Genomic DNA, 17,430 nt, shown 5'->3' on the forward strand with positions numbered 1-17,430 from the left:
GACTCTTGCAAGACTGACGGGGGTGTCAGGATGCCGAGATCACCAGCCTATCCGCTCCAAGAAATAATTATCCGGAAACCGTAGATTTTTCTTTTAGGATCGAGGAAACGCTGCATACCATATTCTATGGCAGTCGGCGGGGCGTCATTGGCTCTTTCTTTGCCAGAGCGAATCCGATGATTACAACGAGCCGAATCAAGCCAGAGATCGATGGATGCAAGTCTCATCTATGGGGAATTGCTATGCCGCGTCAGAAGATCAATTCGCCGGCGTTTGAAAGTTGGGTATCGGACTTTCTTGGTACCCCATTTCAAAATGAAGGGTGCTACGACGAAGCAGTGCATACGGCGGAACTGCTGGAGTATCGACGAGAAATAACCTCTTCTGAGCTCCTCGAGATGGTTAGAAGAGCTAACGTGCTGTTGGCCTGTTTGTCCAGCCATGATCAGGATCTCTAACGACAGGTGATCGTTCAGTTGAAAATGAGCTGTCACACTTTGTCCAAGTTTTGTAGTGGCAGTTGATTACGATTCGCTTTTAAAACGAGTCGTAGGAACCTGTCATGCTTGCATCTCATCGTTTCCACCCCCTGGCCGGGGTCGTCAAAGCCGCTCTGATCACCAGCGCTGCCGTCAGTCTCGGCGCCCATGCCCAGACCACTCCTGAGCCGGCGCCGCTGATACTGGATGACGTGGTAGTGACCGCCGCCGGTTTCGAGCAGCGCATCGAAGAGGCGCCGGCCTCGGTCAGCGTGATCGATGGCGAAGCGCTGCGGCGTAAGTCGTACCGCGACCTGGGCGATGCGGTGCGTGATGTGGAGGGCGTGACCGTCAACGGCAGTGCCAACGAGACCGATATCTCCATTCGAGGCATGCCGGCTGACTACACCCTGATCATGGTCGATGGCAAACGCCAGACCGCACGTGAGTCGCGGGTCAACGGCAATAGTGGCTACGAGCAGAGCTTTGTACCGCCGGCGGCGGCCATCGAACGTATCGAAGTGGTGCGCGGGCCGATGTCGTCGCTCTATGGCTCGGACGCCATCGGCGGAGTAATCAACGTGATCACCCGCAAGGTTTCACCCGAGTGGGGCGGCTCCATCGGCTACGACTATTCGGCTCGCCAGCACAGCGACCAGGGCAATGCGCGCCAGAGCCAGTTCTACCTCAGCGGGCCGATCCAGGAAGACTGGCTGGGCTTGCAGGTGTGGGGCCGCTACCTCGACCGCCAGGCCGACGACGATATCGAGCAGACCAACGGCTTCAGCAAGGCCGACCACCGCGATCTCACCGCCCGCCTGGCCTTCACCCCCACGGTGGACCACGACATCCTGCTCGAAGCCGGCGCCACGCGCCTGAAGAACGGCGACGGCATCAGCGCCAACTGGGCCACCCGCGAGCAGGAAAACAACCGTGATCACTGGTCGCTGTCGCACCAGGGGCGCTGGGGCTGGGCCACCTCGGACGTGGCCCTGTCGCAGGAAACCTCCAGCCGCGAGGGCAAGGCCACGCCTGCGCAAACTGACATCTACGGGCGTAAACCAGAGGTGAAGAACACGGTGTTCGACGCCAAGCTGGTGGTGCCCACCGCGCACAACATCAGCACCGTTGGCGTGCAGTGGAACGAGAGTGAGCTGACCGACTGGAACCAGGGCCTGGGTGACCGCGTCGACTATGAGTTCTCGGTGGTGCAGAAGGCCGTGTTCGCCGAAAACGAGTGGTCGGTGACCGACACCTTCGCCCTCACCACCGGCCTGCGCCTGGACCATCATGAGCAGTACGGTACCCACGCCAGCCCGCGGGTGTACGGCGTGTGGCGCGCCAGCGACGAGTGGACGCTCAAGGGCGGTGTGGCGCGTGGCTTCAAGGCCCCGGAGCTGCGCGCGGTGGTCGAGGACTATGCGTACCTGCGGCGCAACCGTTTCGTGATGTTCGGCAATCCCGACCTCAAGCCCGAGACCAGCACCAACTATGAAGTGTCGGCGCTGTGGTCCAACCGCGACGACCTGTCGGGTGGCGTCACGCTGTTCTACAACGACTTCAAGGACAAGCTTTCCACCGTAACCACCACCGAGCGCTGGAACGGCTACACCGTGATGGACCGCGTCAACGTCGACCAGGCGGTGATCAAGGGCGTGGAGCTGAACGGCCAGTGGGACATCAGCCCGAGCGTGCTGCTCAAGGCCAACTACACCTTCACCGACTCCGAGCAGAAGACCGGCGCCAATGCCGGTGCGCCGTTGGCGCTGACGCCCAGGCAGAAAGCCAACGTGCGCAGCGAATGGACCCTCAACGACCGCGCCCAGGCCTGGGCGTCGCTGAGCTACTACGGCGAGGAGACCGGCAACACCGTCACCGACGAGCAACCGGCGCCGGGTTACACCACCGCCGATGTTGGCGGCTCGTATGACCTGACCGAATCGCTGACCCTCAATGCCTCGCTTAACAACCTCACCGACAAGCGCCTGGACGATGAAACCTATGGCACGGTGAACTATGGCCGCACCCTGTGGATGGGCGCAACGCTCAACTTCTGAGTACAGCGCCGGGCAACCGCACCACTGCGCACAACCCGGCCGGTGGACGGTTTTCCAGCAGCAGTTCGCCGCCGTGGGCCTGGATGCACGCCCGTGCAATCGCCAGGCCCAGCCCCAGCCCGTCGCCACTGGGCGTCAGTTGCACGAACGGCTCGAACACCTTGCTCAGCCAAGCCTCGGGTATGCCCTGGCCGTGATCGAGAATTTCCAGGCGCAGCATTGTGTCCTCTTCTTGATGCAGGGTCAGCGTGGCATCACCGGCATGGTGCAGGGCGTTGTCGATTAGGTTGGTGAGGGCGCGCTTGATCGCCAGTGGGCGACACGTCAGTTGCACCTGCAATGCACCGGCCCAGCTCACGGGTTGGCTCATCAGGCGGTAGCGTCGTGCAAGGTCATCGAGCAGGGCGTTGAACGAAACGGTTTGAGTCGCCTCCTGCTGCGCATCCCCGCGCACGAAATTAAGCGTCTCGCGCACCATGGCATTCAGCTCGCCGAGGCTTTCGAGCATGTCGTCGCGGGCTGGGCCGGGCTCCAGCAGCTCCACCTGCAGGCGCAGTTCGGTGATCGGTGTGTTGAGATCGTGGCTGACGGCGGCGAGCATGCGCGTACGGCCCTCTACATGGCGGGCGATATTGGCCTGCATGGTGTTGAAGGCGGTGGTCAGGTCGCGAGCTTCCTGCGGGCCCACGAGCGGCAGCGGGGCGATCCATTCGCCGCGACTGACGCGTTCGGTGGCCTGGGCCAGGCTCTTGATCGGGTGAACGACACGGGCGATGAAAAACAGCACGATCAACAGCACTGGTACCGTGCTCACCGGCACGCTGTAGGCCAGCACACGGCCCCACTCGTAGGCGCCGGAAGGGTGTTGCAAGGCATTCAGGTACTGGCCGTTGGGCAGCGCGATGCTGGTCCGCAGGCGTAGCGGCGCCCAACCGGCGGTGCTGAATACATGGGTGCGGGCGTCGGCACCGCCGATGCGTTCCAATTGCATGCCAATCGGCACCTCGGCGGGCAGTTGCAGGCGTTGGCGCAGAGCGGTAGCCAGTCGCTGTTCTTCCGGGCGTAGGGCGAAGGGCTCTACATCGGCCTTAGGGGCGGTCCAGAAACGGGTTTCGTCGGTGCTCATGGCGCTGAGGAAGTGTTCGCTCTCGGCGGCGCTGAGATCCAGCGCCGCGTGGTGCGCGTTTACCAGGCGCTCGAGGCTATAGCTGCGCGACAGCGGGTGGATTAGGCTGCCGGTGCGTTGCAAAAACAGCATGGCGATGGTGTTGGACGCGAGCAGCGCCAGCAACAGCAGCAGACCAAGCTGGTGCACCAAGCGGCGCGGCCAGGGCAGGCTCTTCATGCCGAGGTCACTTCGGTGGCGAGCATGTAGCCGCCGCCCCAGATGGTGCGCAGTAGCTCGGGAGCGCTTGGGTCATGGCCCAGCTTTCGACGCAGGCGGCTGACCTGGCGGTCGATGGCGCGGTCGCTGACGTCGGTGTCGGCGGATGTCAGATCGATCAGACGTTCGCGTGGGAGCAGGGTGTTGGGGTGGTTCAGCAGCACTTGCAGCAGCTTACTTTCGACGGTGCTGAGCTGGATTGGTGCTGCACCTTCACGGGTGAGTAGAGCAGTGTTGGTTCTGAAATGCCACCCGGAAAAGCGGTATTCACGCGGCGGTGTGACGGTGGGTGCGCTAGGTTGGTGGGCACCGTGGCGGCGCAGCACGCTGTTCAGCCGGGCCATCAGCTCGCGGGGTTCGAAGGGCTTGGTGACATAGTCGTCGGCGCCCAGGTCCAGGCCACGGATGCGGTCGGCGGTGGTGTCACGCGCGGTGAGCAGGATGACCGGCATGTTATGGCGTCGGTGCAACTGATGGCAAAGGTCGAAGCCGTCGCCGTCGGGCAGCAGCACGTCGAGCACGATGATGTCGAAGGCTTGTTGCTTGAGGAGAGTCCACATGCCGCCCGCATCTTCGGCTGTGCGCACGTCGAAGATGTGCCGGCGCAGGTAGATGGCCAGGGGTTCGCGGATTTTGCGGTGGTCGTCGACAATGAGTACGCGGGGTGCTGGGGTCGGGGGGGCGAGATCCATCTGATACGTGCTCAGAGCAAAAATGTTTGGTCAGTGAATATTACATTGAATGGTTATCAAATGCGTATGTGCTCGCGCCGTTGAATGGTCGCCAATTGTGAGCCAACGTCGGTATTTATTCGGCTGCTGCCCAGAGGGGCAGTAAGTCTCATATATCGCTCAAAATGAGCGCGAAGGCCTGCCCTTAGGTAGCGCGACCACGCGGGTTGGCTCAATCATCGACACACCTACCAACTGCACCTAGTCATGCGAGCTCGAGGTGAATGCTGTTGTGCCGCTGACTGAGTTGTTCGCACTTCTCGCCGGGGTGTTGTGGTAGATCTGCACCTTGGGCAGCTGGCTAGTCAGTTCCCCGGAGGTGGCAGCCTCACGGTCACACAACATGAACAGGTTGGTGAAGTTACCGATCATTTGGCCGGCCTTGGCTACCGAGCCAATCTTCGCCTTCGATGTCGCTCATTCTTGGGGTAGGTGGTGACCTGTATGCTGGCGCCATCGGCTTGTTCACCATCGGCTGAACTCGTCGCCCATCAGTTCGTTGAATTCGTCAGCGTAGAAATTGATACGGACCTTGCCGCGAGCTACAGGCACGGTGCGTGCGGCGTTCTTCCCGAGCCTCTCCGTTCGGCAGCGCCAGTACCGATCAATCCGATCTGTTCAGTTAGGATCAGCGGCTAAGGTCCTTCTCGCCGCGGTTCACGCTGCCGATCTTGGGCGGTGGGCGCAATCGCGACTTGGCGCAGGTACGTGGGGGCGTAGGTTTGGAGCTTGATCAGCTTTGCCTCGGCATGATGCTCTTTAGGCACAACAACGAAAACATTCTCTCTTTTGCGCGCTCCAGAACCTGGAGGAATAGGTTATGCACGAGATTGCGTGCTAGAGGTGTTTCACCGAACCATCGACGGATGTAATCCCCAAGTGCGTCGTAATGACGCACCAATGGGAGGGGGCGACGAGCACATCCCGAATTCAGGCACCCAGGATGATGGTGTTCACTCGAAGCAGACGCGATCCCTCTCTCGCTAGGATCCCTATCCGCCATCGAAGCTCTTGTTATCCTCATTCAGCATTATCAATGCGCGGTTTTATTATTCAAACCCGAAGGGGCTGTAGCTCAACGTTCAGCGAGTTGGCCATTATCACATAATACAATTGGTTGAGACCGCTTCGTTGAAATCGGTGTGAGCTACCTCATGCCGCATCCGGCTACCGATTTTAAGCTAAACCTACTCTCCTGTGGAAAGTGGCGGATCAAAGGAAGGCCTTCATTTATAAAGCGACTTCGGATGCAATTCTTCCAAACTATTCAGAACGTCGCAAGCCGCGCGCCAGTGTTCGATGGTCATCAACCAGCCCGAACCAATATCTCGAACTTCCGGTACTTGTAGGTCACTGGGCTGGTTTGATGCAAGCCGAGCGCAGCGTATGCTGGTGTTGCGGATTGCCGCCGCAAAGCCCTCCGGCACCGGAGCCGCCTGTGTACGCATTGCGTCCGCGAACGCCTCGCCGAATAGCAGTGATGAGGCATACAGCCGAATGGCCCCTCGGTCGTAGCGCGACGCGATGTCGGTGACCGCGCGCGCGGCAAACCGTCCACGCAATGACCAGCGAGCTTGGAAGCGCGCCGCATCGATCCCAGCACTGAGAGCTATCAAGCTTTCGTGCGCGGATGAGAAGCGCTTGAGTGCCACCGCTGCTCTATGGGCGTCGTTCTTCTCCAGCGCATCTGCGCAAGCTTCGAAGGCGTCTTCCAGGCGCCGCAGCAGATCGTCGGCCGCCGCATCGATCTGTCGGACCGGGTCCGGCGTTAACAGTACCTGGCTGAAGAGCAGGCCTACCCCTACGCCCACTGCTACGTCCTCTAGCCTTGCTAGACCGGCACTGTGTGGACCGAACGCCAGTACCAGCACTGCGGATACCCCTGATTGGATTGCAACCACAGCGGCCTGACCAAATGCAGCGGCAATAAGAATAGAGAGAAACGTGGCCAATCCGAGGCGTAGCAACGACAAACCTTCGGGTACGAGTAGGCCTTCCGGTAGCACGATTATGGCGACTTCGCCAACCAAAATACCCGTTGCAACGCCAAGCATCAGCCCCACTGCCTGCCGACCATGGCTTGGTAGGCCAGGCGCCAGGCAGACGATGGCGGTCACGACCGCAAAAACCGGATGAGGATGACCGAGCAGCCACGCGGCCAACATCCAAGACATGCAGGCCGCGACTGCGCAAGCAGCGGCATCGTGCCAGTCTTTCGAAAGGCGGCTATTCAAGGTCGTCAGGCAGCCAAACATCAAAAAGGGGCCTTTCATTCGGTGGTTCTCGACAGATGAAAGATGAATGGGGCCAGCTGACGTTCTGCATGGCCGACAACACTATGAACAAGCGTGCCGATGGAGGATTTCTGCAAGGCCAAGCCAAAAAGCCTACTCGATATCATTAGCGCCAGCAGATGGAAGCTCACTTCTCGCGGCTAGGCTCTATGAGGAAAGCGAGTTAGGAAGGCTTAGAATTTAAATGTGTTATTTCGCCCACTACTGCCAACAGGAAAGTCCTCAAGTATTTCAATTTTTCTTGGTGGTGACTGGGAGAGCTTACACAGAAAAAGGGGTCGTATTTTTACCGATTTATCAATTGTCTTTTACAGCATCCTCGATTTATTCACCCAGGATCGCCACACTACAATCATAAATATCATCCGCGACGCCCTACGTTTAACATTTTGTCCAAAACTTCTATCTCTCAGCGGGTAAACGCTAGCACTGCTTGTCAGCGTTATATTTGAGGTCCATAGGACGGCTTCTCGTTCGCATCAATCGCCACCAGCGGTCTGTGTCTTAGCCAGGCTACCAGTACTGCCACGGAGCAAATCTAACTCACCAACAGAGCTTACACGACTATGATGGATGGCAACTGTTCCAACGCTGGGAGGCGCTCGTTAAGTAGTGCCGCTCGAGTACTTTTCTCGTTATTTCTACTGTGTGCGGCATTAGGGTTGATCTACGGCGGTTTCAAACTTCTAGTACTGGGTGGGTCCAGTTACTACTTGCTTGCAGGGCTTGGCTACGCCGTACTCGCCGTACTGGTATTCCTGCGCAAGCGCATCAGCATTGTAGTTTCCGTGCTGATATTCCTTGCTACCTGCGCCTGGGCATTTTACGAGGTGGGCCAATTCAGCTACTGGCAGTTGCTGCCTCGCCTGGTCGTTCCAGCCATTATCCTGACCCTGAGTCTGTGGGTCGGGGCTGCGCTATTCAATACGGCGCCGGCCATGCGCCGAGCCGCCAATCGCGCCGGGTTTACCGTGTTCCTGGCCTTGATCGCCACCTTCATCGCCGCCTTCTTCCCGCATGGCGGCATTTCAAATCCGATCGCAGCAGTCAGCCAGCCAAACGCGGATGCAATTTCCACAGCCCCGGAAAACTGGGAGTTCTTCGGGCGCAGTGCCTCGGGGACGCGCTTCGCCCCGTACACCCAAATCACTCCGGAAAACGTCAAGGACCTGCAAGTTGCCTGGACCTACCGGACCGGCCGCAGGACCACGGGTGCAGGGGCGGGTGTCGACGAGAACACGCCCCTGCAAATCGGCAGTGTGCTGTACTCGTGCACCCCGGAAAACCTGATCACGGCGCTTGATGGCGATAGCGGCAAACCGCTCTGGAAGTTCGACCCCCACGCCAAAAGCGCAGAGCATGTAACTTGCCGTGGCGTGGGCTATTACGACATCGACCGCGACGATAGCCTGAGCGCAGAGGCCAAGGCCTCCCATGCCAGCGAACAGCAGTGCCGCCAGCGCATCCTCGTGTCGTCGGTCGATGCCCGGCTGTTTGCCCTGGATGCACACACCGGCGCCCTCTGTCCCAACTTCGGCGAGGCCGGTTACGTTGACCTCAAGAAAGGCATGGGGCCAACGGAAAACAGCAAGCGCTATCACCCGACGTCCCTGCCTGTGGTCATGGGCCACCACACGGTGGTGGGGGGCTGGGTGCGTGACATCGTGGCAGGCGAGCCTTCCGGTGCCGTACGGGCATTCGATGTGCTGACCGGTGCGCTGGTATGGGCCTGGGATGTCGGTGCGCCCGAGGGTACCGACACTACAGCAACTGACCATCAGTTCGCGCTTGAAACACCGAACGTATGGACCATTCCCACCTACGATAAAGAACTGAATCTGGTCTATCTGCCTACCGGCAACGGTCCACCCGACTATTGGGGTGGCGACCGCAACCAGGTGAAAGAAAAGTTCGGCACAGCGATTGTCGCGGTCGATGCATCGACGGGGAAAGCCAAGTGGGTTTACCAGACCGTCCATCATGACGTCTGGGATTACGACCTGCCGTCGCAACCCGTGCTGTACGAAATGAACAACGCACAGGGGGTGAAGACGCCCGTGCTGATCCAGACCACCAAGACCGGCAATATCTTTGTGCTGGACCGCCGTACCGGCCAGCCCGTCACTGAAGTGCAGGAGAGCCCTGTTCCCACTTCACCGGCTGCAGAAGGCGAGCACCTGTCGCCAACCCAACCGTTCTCGACGGGCATGCCGGTGATTGGTGCTGATCCGTTAACCGAACAGTCTATGTGGGGCGTGTCCACGTTCGACCAACTCTACTGCCGGATCATGTTCAAGGACTCGGTGTACGTCGGCCCGTTCACACCGCCCACTGAAAAGCCGTACATCGAATGGCCCGGGCTGTTGGGCGGCATGAACTGGGGTGGCATTTCGATTGATGAAAGCACCGGCATGATGTTCGTCAATGACATGCGCATGCCGCTGCGCATGTCGTTGGTAACCAAGGAAAACACGCGCAAGTACAAAGTGTCGACCGATGAGGTTCCGGGCTTCATGGGCACTATCCGCCCACAGGTCGCGGGCATCTATGGCGGCGTGAAAATCGACATCCTCCAGTCCCCGCTGGGCGTGCCTTGCAATACGCCGCCGTTTGGCAGCATGAGTGCCATTGACCTCAACACCCAGAAGCTGGTGTGGCAGGTGCCACTGGGCACTGTTCAGGATACTGGCCCACTGGGGATCAAGACGCACATGCAGATCCCGCTGGGCATGCCGACACTTGGCGGCCCAACTTCGACCGCATCGGGCCTTGTGTTCTTTGCTGGCACCCAGGATTACTACCTGCGCGCCCTCGATTCGGCCACCGGCAAGGAAGTGTGGAAGGCCCGCTTGCCAGTAGGTGCCGTAGCAGCCCCGCTGATCTACAAGTCGCCCAAGACCGGCAAGCAGTATGTGGTGATCTCCGCGGGCGGCATGAGCCACTCGCCAGATGTGGGCGATTACATCATCGCCTATGCGCTGCCTGACAGCATCAAGCCGTAACGGATCGTTGCTGCATGACGACAAATCCCCGCTCGCGGGGATTTTTTTTCCCGCCAGTGACCCATCACGCAAATGCCTGAATTGCTCAACCATTTCTCAAGCAAGGGAGCCCGCCCAACATGTCATTACCCTTCCGCGCCGTGCTGATCAGCAGCCTGTGCAGCGGTTTGTCTCTTTGCCTTCTGCCTCTGTCCTGCGCACTGGCCGATACTGCCAACCTGATGACCCAACCTACACTGACCGGCAACTGGGGCGGGCAGCGCCAGAAGCTGGCAGACCAGGGCATAAAGCTGACGGGCGACTACACCTCGGAAACCCTTTCCAACCTGCATGGAGGTATCAAGCGCGGCACCCGCTATGCACAACAGATACGTCTGGGCGCTCAGTTCGACTTGAGCAAACTGCTCGACATCCCAGATGTCGGACGCGTGCAAGTGCTTATCAACGATCGTCGCGGCCATAGCGCCACGGAAGACCTGATTGGCAATCGCATGTCCGCGCAAGAAATCTACGGGGGCGAATACACCCGGCTGACCGAACTGAGTTACCAGCGCAATCTGTTTTCGCCAGACCTATCCGCCAAAGTCGGTTACATGGTCATGGGTACCGAGTTCGGCGCCATGCCGATCCTGGCCAACTTTGCCAGTGCCGGTTTTTGTGCACACCCGCTGACCATGTCCAGCGGGAGTGGCTGGGGCAACTACCCGACAGCACATTGGGGGGGCGAGTTGCGGTATGACGTAAACCCGTCGCTAACGCTGCAAACGGCACTGTTCCAGGTGAACCCGGACTACAACGCTCGCGTCTCCAAAGCGTTCGCCATGCCCAGCAACGGTACCACGGGCGCGATCCTGCCGCTGGAGGCGATTTTCAATAACCGTGCATTACTCGATGGCCAGTACAAAGTTGGCTGGTACTACGACACGTCCGACTATCCCAAGATTGGCGACACTGGCAAAAGCAGCAGCCGCACCGGCGCTTACCTGCTGGTCGACCAAGCAATCTGGCGTGATGAGCAGGACCCGGCGAGCGTCTTGAGGTTGTTCGGGCAAGCAGCCACCAGTAATGCCGCGACCTCGCCAATGCGCCGCTGGTACTCGCTGGGCGTGGTCAAACAGAAGCCGTTTGCCAACCGCCCGCATGACTCCATTTCGTTCGGCTATGGCCGCGCCGTCATCAACTCGCGCACGCGCGATGTGCAGGAGGCCGCTGCGGCCAGCGCAGAGCAATCTGCCGTAATTAGTAGCCTGAATAGCGGTGAGCAAGTGCTGGAGTTAAACTACGGTGCGCAAGTGACGCCCTGGCTACTACTTCGCCCCGACTTGCAATATTACATCGAGCCTGGGGCTTTCTTTGGTGAACAAAGAAGCAACGCGCTAGTGGCTGGATTGCAGGTAAAGATGACGTTCTAATTGTCTCCTTTCCGATCATCATCTATTTTTTGACAGCATTTTTTCCATTGTCCCGCAGGAAACAAGTCAGAGGCCTAACGTTAGACGATAGATGGTATGAGCACCTGGCCTACACTCTCTGGTATTTGCCCTCGGCGTTAGAAAATGCACCAGACATGATCAAGGATCTTTAGAGTGCGACTGAGCCTGCAAGAGGACTTCGGACTAAAGCATGAGAATCCATAAAGTATCGGGCGCGCTCTGTTGACTGAAACGATAACGTTATTTTCTGGGGTGGCGGTGGCTCGAATAAACGGTTAACAGGCATGCGGTCGCTTCGTGCTCATCAAATATACATACCGTTTTTTAAGGCACTCACGTCTACGTGTCCAATATACTGTTTCCGCTAAATTGCTCGCCCATCAACTTTAAAAATGCTGATGCCGCTCGAGTCGGATTTAGTTCCTTTGAAGCAGCGATCACTACCTGTTGTGGCGCTACGCCTGTTTCCAATGGTCGGCAGAGAATTCTCCGGCCATCATAGCTGAGGTCGCCTGCAGGACGCGTAACCAGGATGGACACGCCGTGACCGTGAGCGACCAATGAGCGAACCATTTCCACGGAGCGAAGTTCCATTACAACATCCGGAACGACATTTGCTGTACGAAACAGCGAAAGAAAGTATTCGCGGCTGTGAGGGAGATCCAGCAGGATATAGGGCTCCCCGCTCAGGTCTTGAATGCTCAGGTTGACTTTCGTGGCCAAGGGGTGATTTTCAGGCATAAGCACGTAGGGCACCTGCATGCCAATCGAATGCAGGTTGACCTTGCGTGCCAGGTTCATGTCATAGATGAGCGCCAAATCCAACGTCCCTCGCTCTACCTTCTCCACCAGCTCCTCGGTATCGCCCTCGAATATTGCGATACGTACACCGGGATACCGCTTAGTGAACCGTTCGACCATGGCGGGCATGTGTCGCGCCCCCAGTGTGGCGAAACAGCCCAGAGACAGCGTACCTATCACGTCGTCAGTGGATGCCGATCCCAGATGTAGAGCGCTTTCTAGCAACTGGCGCGCCTGATGGTAGCGCCGTAATCCGGCACTACTCAGCTCTATGCCCTTGCCAGGCAGGCGCACAAACAGTCGTTCTTTCCACAGGTCCTCAAGCTCAGCGATGGCGTGGGAGATGGAAGGCTGCGACACATTCAGGCGCTTGGCTGCGCTCAGCGTGGTCCGGCATTCGGCCGCCGCTACGAAGTACTCGATTTGCCGCAGGCTGAAGTGAATCATTTTTTTGAATTCGCCCTATCAAAACTGAATATTTTTAATCATATACCTCGACCGGTACGCTCTGTCCATCCGGCCTGCCAGCCAATGTCTCTGGAATCACAACAACACATACCAATGACTTTGAGGGTTTGTCCCATGGCAATTTCAGGTGCACCTGCGGCGCGCAGACCACTGATTGAGACACGTTCAATTGATTTCATTCCAGAAGGAGAGCGGCACGGACACGCGTTCGGCCAATTCACCTTGTGGTTAGGGGTCAACTTGAATATCACGGCTATTGTGACCGGGGCCCTGGCGGTAGTGCTGGGCGGGGACGTGTTCTGGTCGTTGATTGGACTGCTGATCGGTCAAATACTCGGCAGTATTGTTATGGGGTTACAGGCTGCACAAGGGCCATCTGTAGGCTTACCTCAAATGATTCGTAGTCGTGTGCAGTTTGGAGTGTATGGAGCAATCATTCCGCTGATATTGGTCAGTTTTCTATACGTTGGCTTTTCAGCGAGTGGCACGTTACTCGCGGGGCAAGCGCTGGCTAAGGTGCTCAGCGTTGCAGACTGGGCGGGGATCATCCTGTTCGGGGCAGTCACTTTAATGCTTGCTATGCTGGGTTATCGCACTATTCACTCGATCGCGAAGGTCGCCAGTGTGGTGGGCGTGTTGGCCTTCATCTACATGTTCGGCGCGTTATTGGCGCAGCATGACATCTCCACGTTACTGGCCAACCGGAATTTCGTGCCAACACAGTTTGTTTTTTCAATTTCTTTGGCAGCAGCGTGGCAGATTTCTTACGGCCCCTATGTCGCAGACTATTCCCGCTATTTGCCTAGCAATACCTCAAAGGTAAAAGTCTTCTTTGCGGCAGCGATGGGGACGGTGATCGGATCTCAGGCTGCCATGACGTTTGGTGTCTTCGCTGCTGCGTTGGCGGGCGCTGCTTTCTCAGGACGCGAAGTTGAGTTCGTGGTAAGCCTTGGCTCCACGGGTGTGATGGCCGCTGTGCTGTATTTCGTGGTTGGCTTCGGAAAGATCACGATGATGACGCTGAATGCCTACAGTAGTTACATGTGCAGTGCGACCATGGTCAGTGGCTTTTGTGCAGCGCGTACGGTGACGCTGGAACACCGTTTTATCTATGTCCTCGGTATGGTGGCTGTGGCCGTACTGATTGCCTTGGCTGGGTCTCACAGCTTCATTCATTCTTTCTCTTCATTCTTGATTTTTCTGCTGGCATTCATCACCCCCTGGAGTGCGATTTGTTTGGCCGACTGGTTTTTTGGAAACGGCTCACGCTACGACATAGCTGCGCTCAATGACCCTGCCGGCTGTTATGGACGTTGGAATGTCCCAGTCATAGCGCTCTACTGCACAGGTGTACTTATAGAGCTGCCTTTTATCTCAAGTAGTTTCTACACCGGTCCTGTCGCCGCTTTGTTAGGTGGCGCCGATATCTCATGGGGTGTCGGTTTGCTCGGCACCAGCGCGCTGTACTACCTGATGAGTCGCTACCGCAGTCGCGTCCAAGTTAGAAGTTATTGTGCAAAGTAATAATTCTGAGTGTACGTAATCAAGATTTTTGGTCGTTAGGCCTTTCAAGGACATGCTTCTCATGACAATCGATAACATCCCCGCTGTTCGCGAAGACGCGCTTAGCAATCCCTATGCGATGCTGTTGGACTGCGCTGTCCGTTGGCCTGATAGAGAAGCTTTGGTATTCGATGAGGGCGCGCAGCGGTTAAGTTTCGGCCAGTGGCTAAGCCAGGTTCAACGGCTGGGCGCCGGGTTGCGCCAGCTTGGTGTTAAACCTGGGGATCCCGTGGCTTTGCTGGCTGAAAACCGTATTGAATGGCCGATCGCGCAATTGGCGATTGCGGCGATCGGCGCAGTACTCGTGCCTATCAACACGCATTCTCGAGAGGAGGATCTTTGGTACGTACTCGATCATAGCCAGGCGGTCGCGATCCTGCTGTCGGAGCGCTTCCGCTCCAACGAGTACCTCTCCATGCTTGAGAAAATGCAGGGACAGCTGCCGCGATTACAGCATGTACTCTGTTTTGAGCATTCGGGCTACGCTGCGCTCCTGGCCCAGCCCCCACAGCAACAGTTCCAGCCTTGGTCGTGGTCACCACGTGCACTGGCCAGCATTCAGTACACTTCCGGGACAACGGGCCGCCCCAAAGGGGCTGAGTTGTGTTTCGAAGGCATGCTCATGAACGCACAAGGGACTGTCGAGCGTCTAGGTGTGACGGCGGATGATCGATGGACCTCAATAATCCCCCTGTTTCATTGTGCGGGTTGCATCATGAATATTCTCGCTGCCTTGAGTGTTGGTGCGACTTACGTCGGTATACGCGCCTTCGAAGCAGGCGCCATGATTCGGCTGGTTGAACAGGAGCGCTGTACGATCCTAACCGGCGTGCCGACCTCCTATTTGGCCATGCTCGAACACCCAGCGCGGGCGCTCCATGATCTGTCCTCTCTGCGAGCAGGAACCTGCGGTGGCGCGGATTGCGACCCGCACCTGCTCGAGCGCTGTGCGAGCGCTTTCCCCATCCCGGGTTTAGTCCAGGTGTATGGGCAGACGGAAGCAAGTACGTTGATTGCGTTAGATACCTGCACCAGTGACGACCGCTTCGTGACGGCTGGCCTACCCATAACCGGTATGCAGGTGCGTGTGTGTGAGCCGGATAGCGGCATACCGTTGGAGCAGGGAGAGACCGGCCAACTACAGGTGCGAGGCCCTATGGTGATGCTCGGTTACCATCGCGATGCTGTTGAAACAGCACGTTGCCTGAATGACGAGGGCTGGATGCAAACTGGAGACTTGGGGCGGTTGCGGGAAGACGGGCGGGTGGAGTTAGTGGGCGGGCGGTTGCGTGACATGATCATTCGCGGAGGAGAAAACGTTTACCCTGTAGAAGTTGAGAACTTGCTGAGAGCTCATCCTGCAGTCATTGAAGTGGCCGTTTTTGCTTTGCCAGATCCCTATTACGGTGAGGTCGTTGCTGCTGCTGTGGAGTTGACGGAGGAGCTCACCAAGGCCGAGGTCAAGCAGGTTTGTGCGGGCAAGATTGCTGGATTCAAGCATCCCTCCAGATTATTCAAAGTGCAACAGTGGCCGATGACCTCAAGCGGAAAAATCATCAAGCGCGCGTTGCAGGCGTCGGTGCTGGCTGAGCAATTGCAGGAGTTGGCATGAGCGACGTATTCGTTCCGGGGCATCGTCACCTTTGTGTTTTTATCCCCACGACACAGGATACGGCCGCCGCCATTGGCAACACTGGGGTGCAAGTGGTATCGACACCTGCATTGATCGCCCTGCTGGAAGAGACTGCCGGTAGCGGTGCCCAGGCGTCCAGCGCACCTGGTTGGGGCACCGTCGGTAGCCGTGTCGATATTGCTCATCTGCGCCCGGCTTGGCCAGGCATTGAGGTCCACTGCGAAGCGGTGCTTGAGTCGTCTCATGAGCGAACATTGCGCTTTGCTGTGCAGGCTTCCCAGCAGGGGCAAGTGGTGATGAGAGGGCATCATGAAAGGGTGCGTGTCGAATTGAATCGTTTCCAACCGCCTGCACCAGAAGCTCATTTGGTTGGCGAGCTCGACTTTTTCTTCGACTTTCACAGCCCATGGTGCTACTTGGCGATACCACGACTGCGGGAGATATGTGCAGCCCATGGGTATTTGATCCGTTGGCGGCCTATGCATTTGGCTAACCTTATTGACCGCATCCAGGGACGCAGGCCATTGGAGGCGTCAGAAGCATTCGTGAGTTGGTTTAAGCAGGACATGCAGGACTGGGCACGGTTGAGGCGATTGACCGTTCGATACCATCCAGCCTTTCCGCTACGTCCGGCGCGTGCGCTACGAGCGAGTCTCTACGCAGTGGAGCAGGGGCTGGGAGCGGAATTCATCTCTCGTGTGATGCAGGCTTACTGGAGTGATAGTCAGGATATAAGTGACCTTGAAGTCATTGGGGATCTGGCTGCCGCTGTAGGGCTGAGCCGAGAAGGGGCTATTCAGGCTGCGGGGGATGAGCGTTTCAAGCGGGCGTTAGAAGACACTACGTCCGAAGCAATTGAACAGGGGGTATTTGGAGCGCCCACCATGGTCGTGCACGACAAATTATTCTGGGGAAATGATCGGTTGGAGATGTTGAATGGTTTTTTGGCAGCCACCCCTCCCGCTTTGCAGGCCACGTCAGATTGCTGACTAGGTTTGTGACTGCACTTACTCTCTATTCTTTGTGAGTAGCTGATGGTGACTTTCGGCGAGGGAGTGAAAGTCGCGCATCTCCCGTGATCGCTCTCGGCGTTGACTGGGCGCGCTACGTATTGAGCGTGATCCGGGCTCGAAACGTGCCGGCGACACCCTGGTGCAAGCGTATTACCAGTCGGTGTTGTTCAGCGACAAAGTGGTCTTGCTGACGGGCATTACACTGGCGGTTGTGGTGTCGATCTCGGCTTTCTCACTCATCAAGTTCCTGGCCGACATGGGTATTTTGTTGGCGTGCATGTTCCTGGTGAAAATGCTCGGCGCATTGATCCTGCTTTTTGCTGCTGCTGCAGAAGGTCTTGGCAAAAAAGCCTGAGGCGACGCTGACCACGGAGTTAGTCCAGCAGCGCTCAAGCGTTTGACAACGTGGCACGCCGCGGCAATGCGCCGGGAGTTCCGCAGCGTTGTCGCATTGGGATCGATTCGGCAGTCAATAGGCTGGCTATGACCGGAACCAGTGGATTCACCAGATCTAGTCTTTGTCGCAGAGTCTTAACGACAGCAGGGAGGAGCGTTCCGCAAATGATATGGTA

11 protein-coding genes and 1 pseudogene are annotated in these 17,430 nt (G+C 57.7%); 7 read left to right on the forward strand and 5 right to left on the reverse strand.

Annotated features, from left to right (window positions below; translation table 11 throughout):
- Positions 1-562 precede the first annotated feature (562 nt).
- A complete protein-coding gene (locus APH36_RS12790) occupies positions 563-2,536 on the forward strand; it encodes a TonB-dependent receptor domain-containing protein (RefSeq protein ID WP_060498912.1) in 1,974 nt (657 codons plus the stop codon).
- On the opposite strand, the gene APH36_RS12795 is transcribed toward APH36_RS12790, so the two are convergent.
- The 4 genes and pseudogenes from APH36_RS12795 to APH36_RS12805 form a co-directional block, all read right to left on the reverse strand.
- Positions 2,526-3,854, reverse strand: a complete 1,329-nt coding sequence (locus tag APH36_RS12795; RefSeq protein WP_156342142.1) for an ATP-binding protein — start codon at positions 3,852-3,854, stop codon at positions 2,526-2,528. The genes APH36_RS12790 and APH36_RS12795 overlap by 11 nt on opposite strands.
- A 23-nt stretch (positions 3,855-3,877) precedes the next feature.
- Positions 3,878-4,612, reverse strand: a complete 735-nt coding sequence (locus tag APH36_RS12800; RefSeq protein ID WP_060498914.1) for a response regulator transcription factor — start codon at positions 4,610-4,612, stop codon at positions 3,878-3,880.
- Positions 4,613-4,789: 177 nt separating this feature from the next.
- Positions 4,790-5,185: pseudogene (locus tag APH36_RS33050) on the reverse strand (TraM recognition domain-containing protein); the annotation flags it as partial.
- 692 nt (positions 5,186-5,877) lie between these two features.
- A complete protein-coding gene (locus APH36_RS12805; RefSeq protein WP_060498915.1) occupies positions 5,878-6,924 on the reverse strand; it encodes an aromatic acid exporter family protein in 1,047 nt (348 codons plus the stop codon).
- A gap of 590 nt (positions 6,925-7,514) precedes the next feature.
- On the opposite strand from APH36_RS12805, the gene APH36_RS12810 reads away from it, so the two are divergent.
- Positions 7,515-9,947 (forward strand): membrane-bound PQQ-dependent dehydrogenase, glucose/quinate/shikimate family, encoded by a 2,433-nt coding sequence (locus APH36_RS12810; protein ID WP_060499043.1) that lies wholly within the window; start codon positions 7,515-7,517, stop codon positions 9,945-9,947.
- A gap of 119 nt (positions 9,948-10,066) precedes the next feature.
- Positions 10,067-11,359, forward strand: coding sequence for a carbohydrate porin (locus APH36_RS12815; RefSeq protein ID WP_060498916.1), 1,293 nt, complete (start codon positions 10,067-10,069; stop codon positions 11,357-11,359).
- 360 nt (positions 11,360-11,719) lie between these two features.
- On the opposite strand, the gene APH36_RS12820 is transcribed toward APH36_RS12815, so the two are convergent.
- Positions 11,720-12,628: a LysR substrate-binding domain-containing protein gene (locus tag APH36_RS12820; protein ID WP_060498917.1), complete on the reverse strand. Its 909-nt coding sequence runs from the start codon at positions 12,626-12,628 to the stop codon at positions 11,720-11,722.
- Positions 12,629-12,763: 135 nt separating this feature from the next.
- Here APH36_RS12820 and APH36_RS12825 point away from each other — a divergent pair, with 135 nt between their 5' ends.
- From APH36_RS12825 to APH36_RS32670, 4 genes are all read left to right on the forward strand, one after another.
- On the forward strand, positions 12,764-14,173 hold the full coding sequence (locus tag APH36_RS12825) for a cytosine permease (RefSeq protein ID WP_060498918.1): 1,410 nt from the start codon (positions 12,764-12,766) through the stop codon (positions 14,171-14,173).
- A gap of 61 nt (positions 14,174-14,234) precedes the next feature.
- Positions 14,235-15,824 carry a class I adenylate-forming enzyme family protein gene (locus tag APH36_RS12830; protein WP_060498919.1) on the forward strand — a complete coding sequence of 530 codons (1,590 nt, stop codon included), beginning with the start codon at positions 14,235-14,237 and terminating at the stop codon, positions 15,822-15,824.
- Positions 15,821-16,834 (forward strand): DsbA family protein, encoded by a 1,014-nt coding sequence (locus tag APH36_RS12835; protein WP_060498920.1) that lies wholly within the window; start codon positions 15,821-15,823, stop codon positions 16,832-16,834. The genes APH36_RS12830 and APH36_RS12835 overlap by 4 nt, the downstream gene beginning before the upstream one ends.
- A gap of 163 nt (positions 16,835-16,997) precedes the next feature.
- Positions 16,998-17,213, forward strand: a complete 216-nt coding sequence (locus tag APH36_RS32670; RefSeq protein ID WP_060498921.1) for a hypothetical protein — start codon at positions 16,998-17,000, stop codon at positions 17,211-17,213.
- Positions 17,214-17,430: the final 217 nt, after the last annotated feature.

Source organism: Pseudomonas sp. NBRC 111133, assembly GCF_001320605.1.
Classification (GTDB): domain Bacteria; phylum Pseudomonadota; class Gammaproteobacteria; order Pseudomonadales; family Pseudomonadaceae; genus Aquipseudomonas; species Aquipseudomonas monteilii.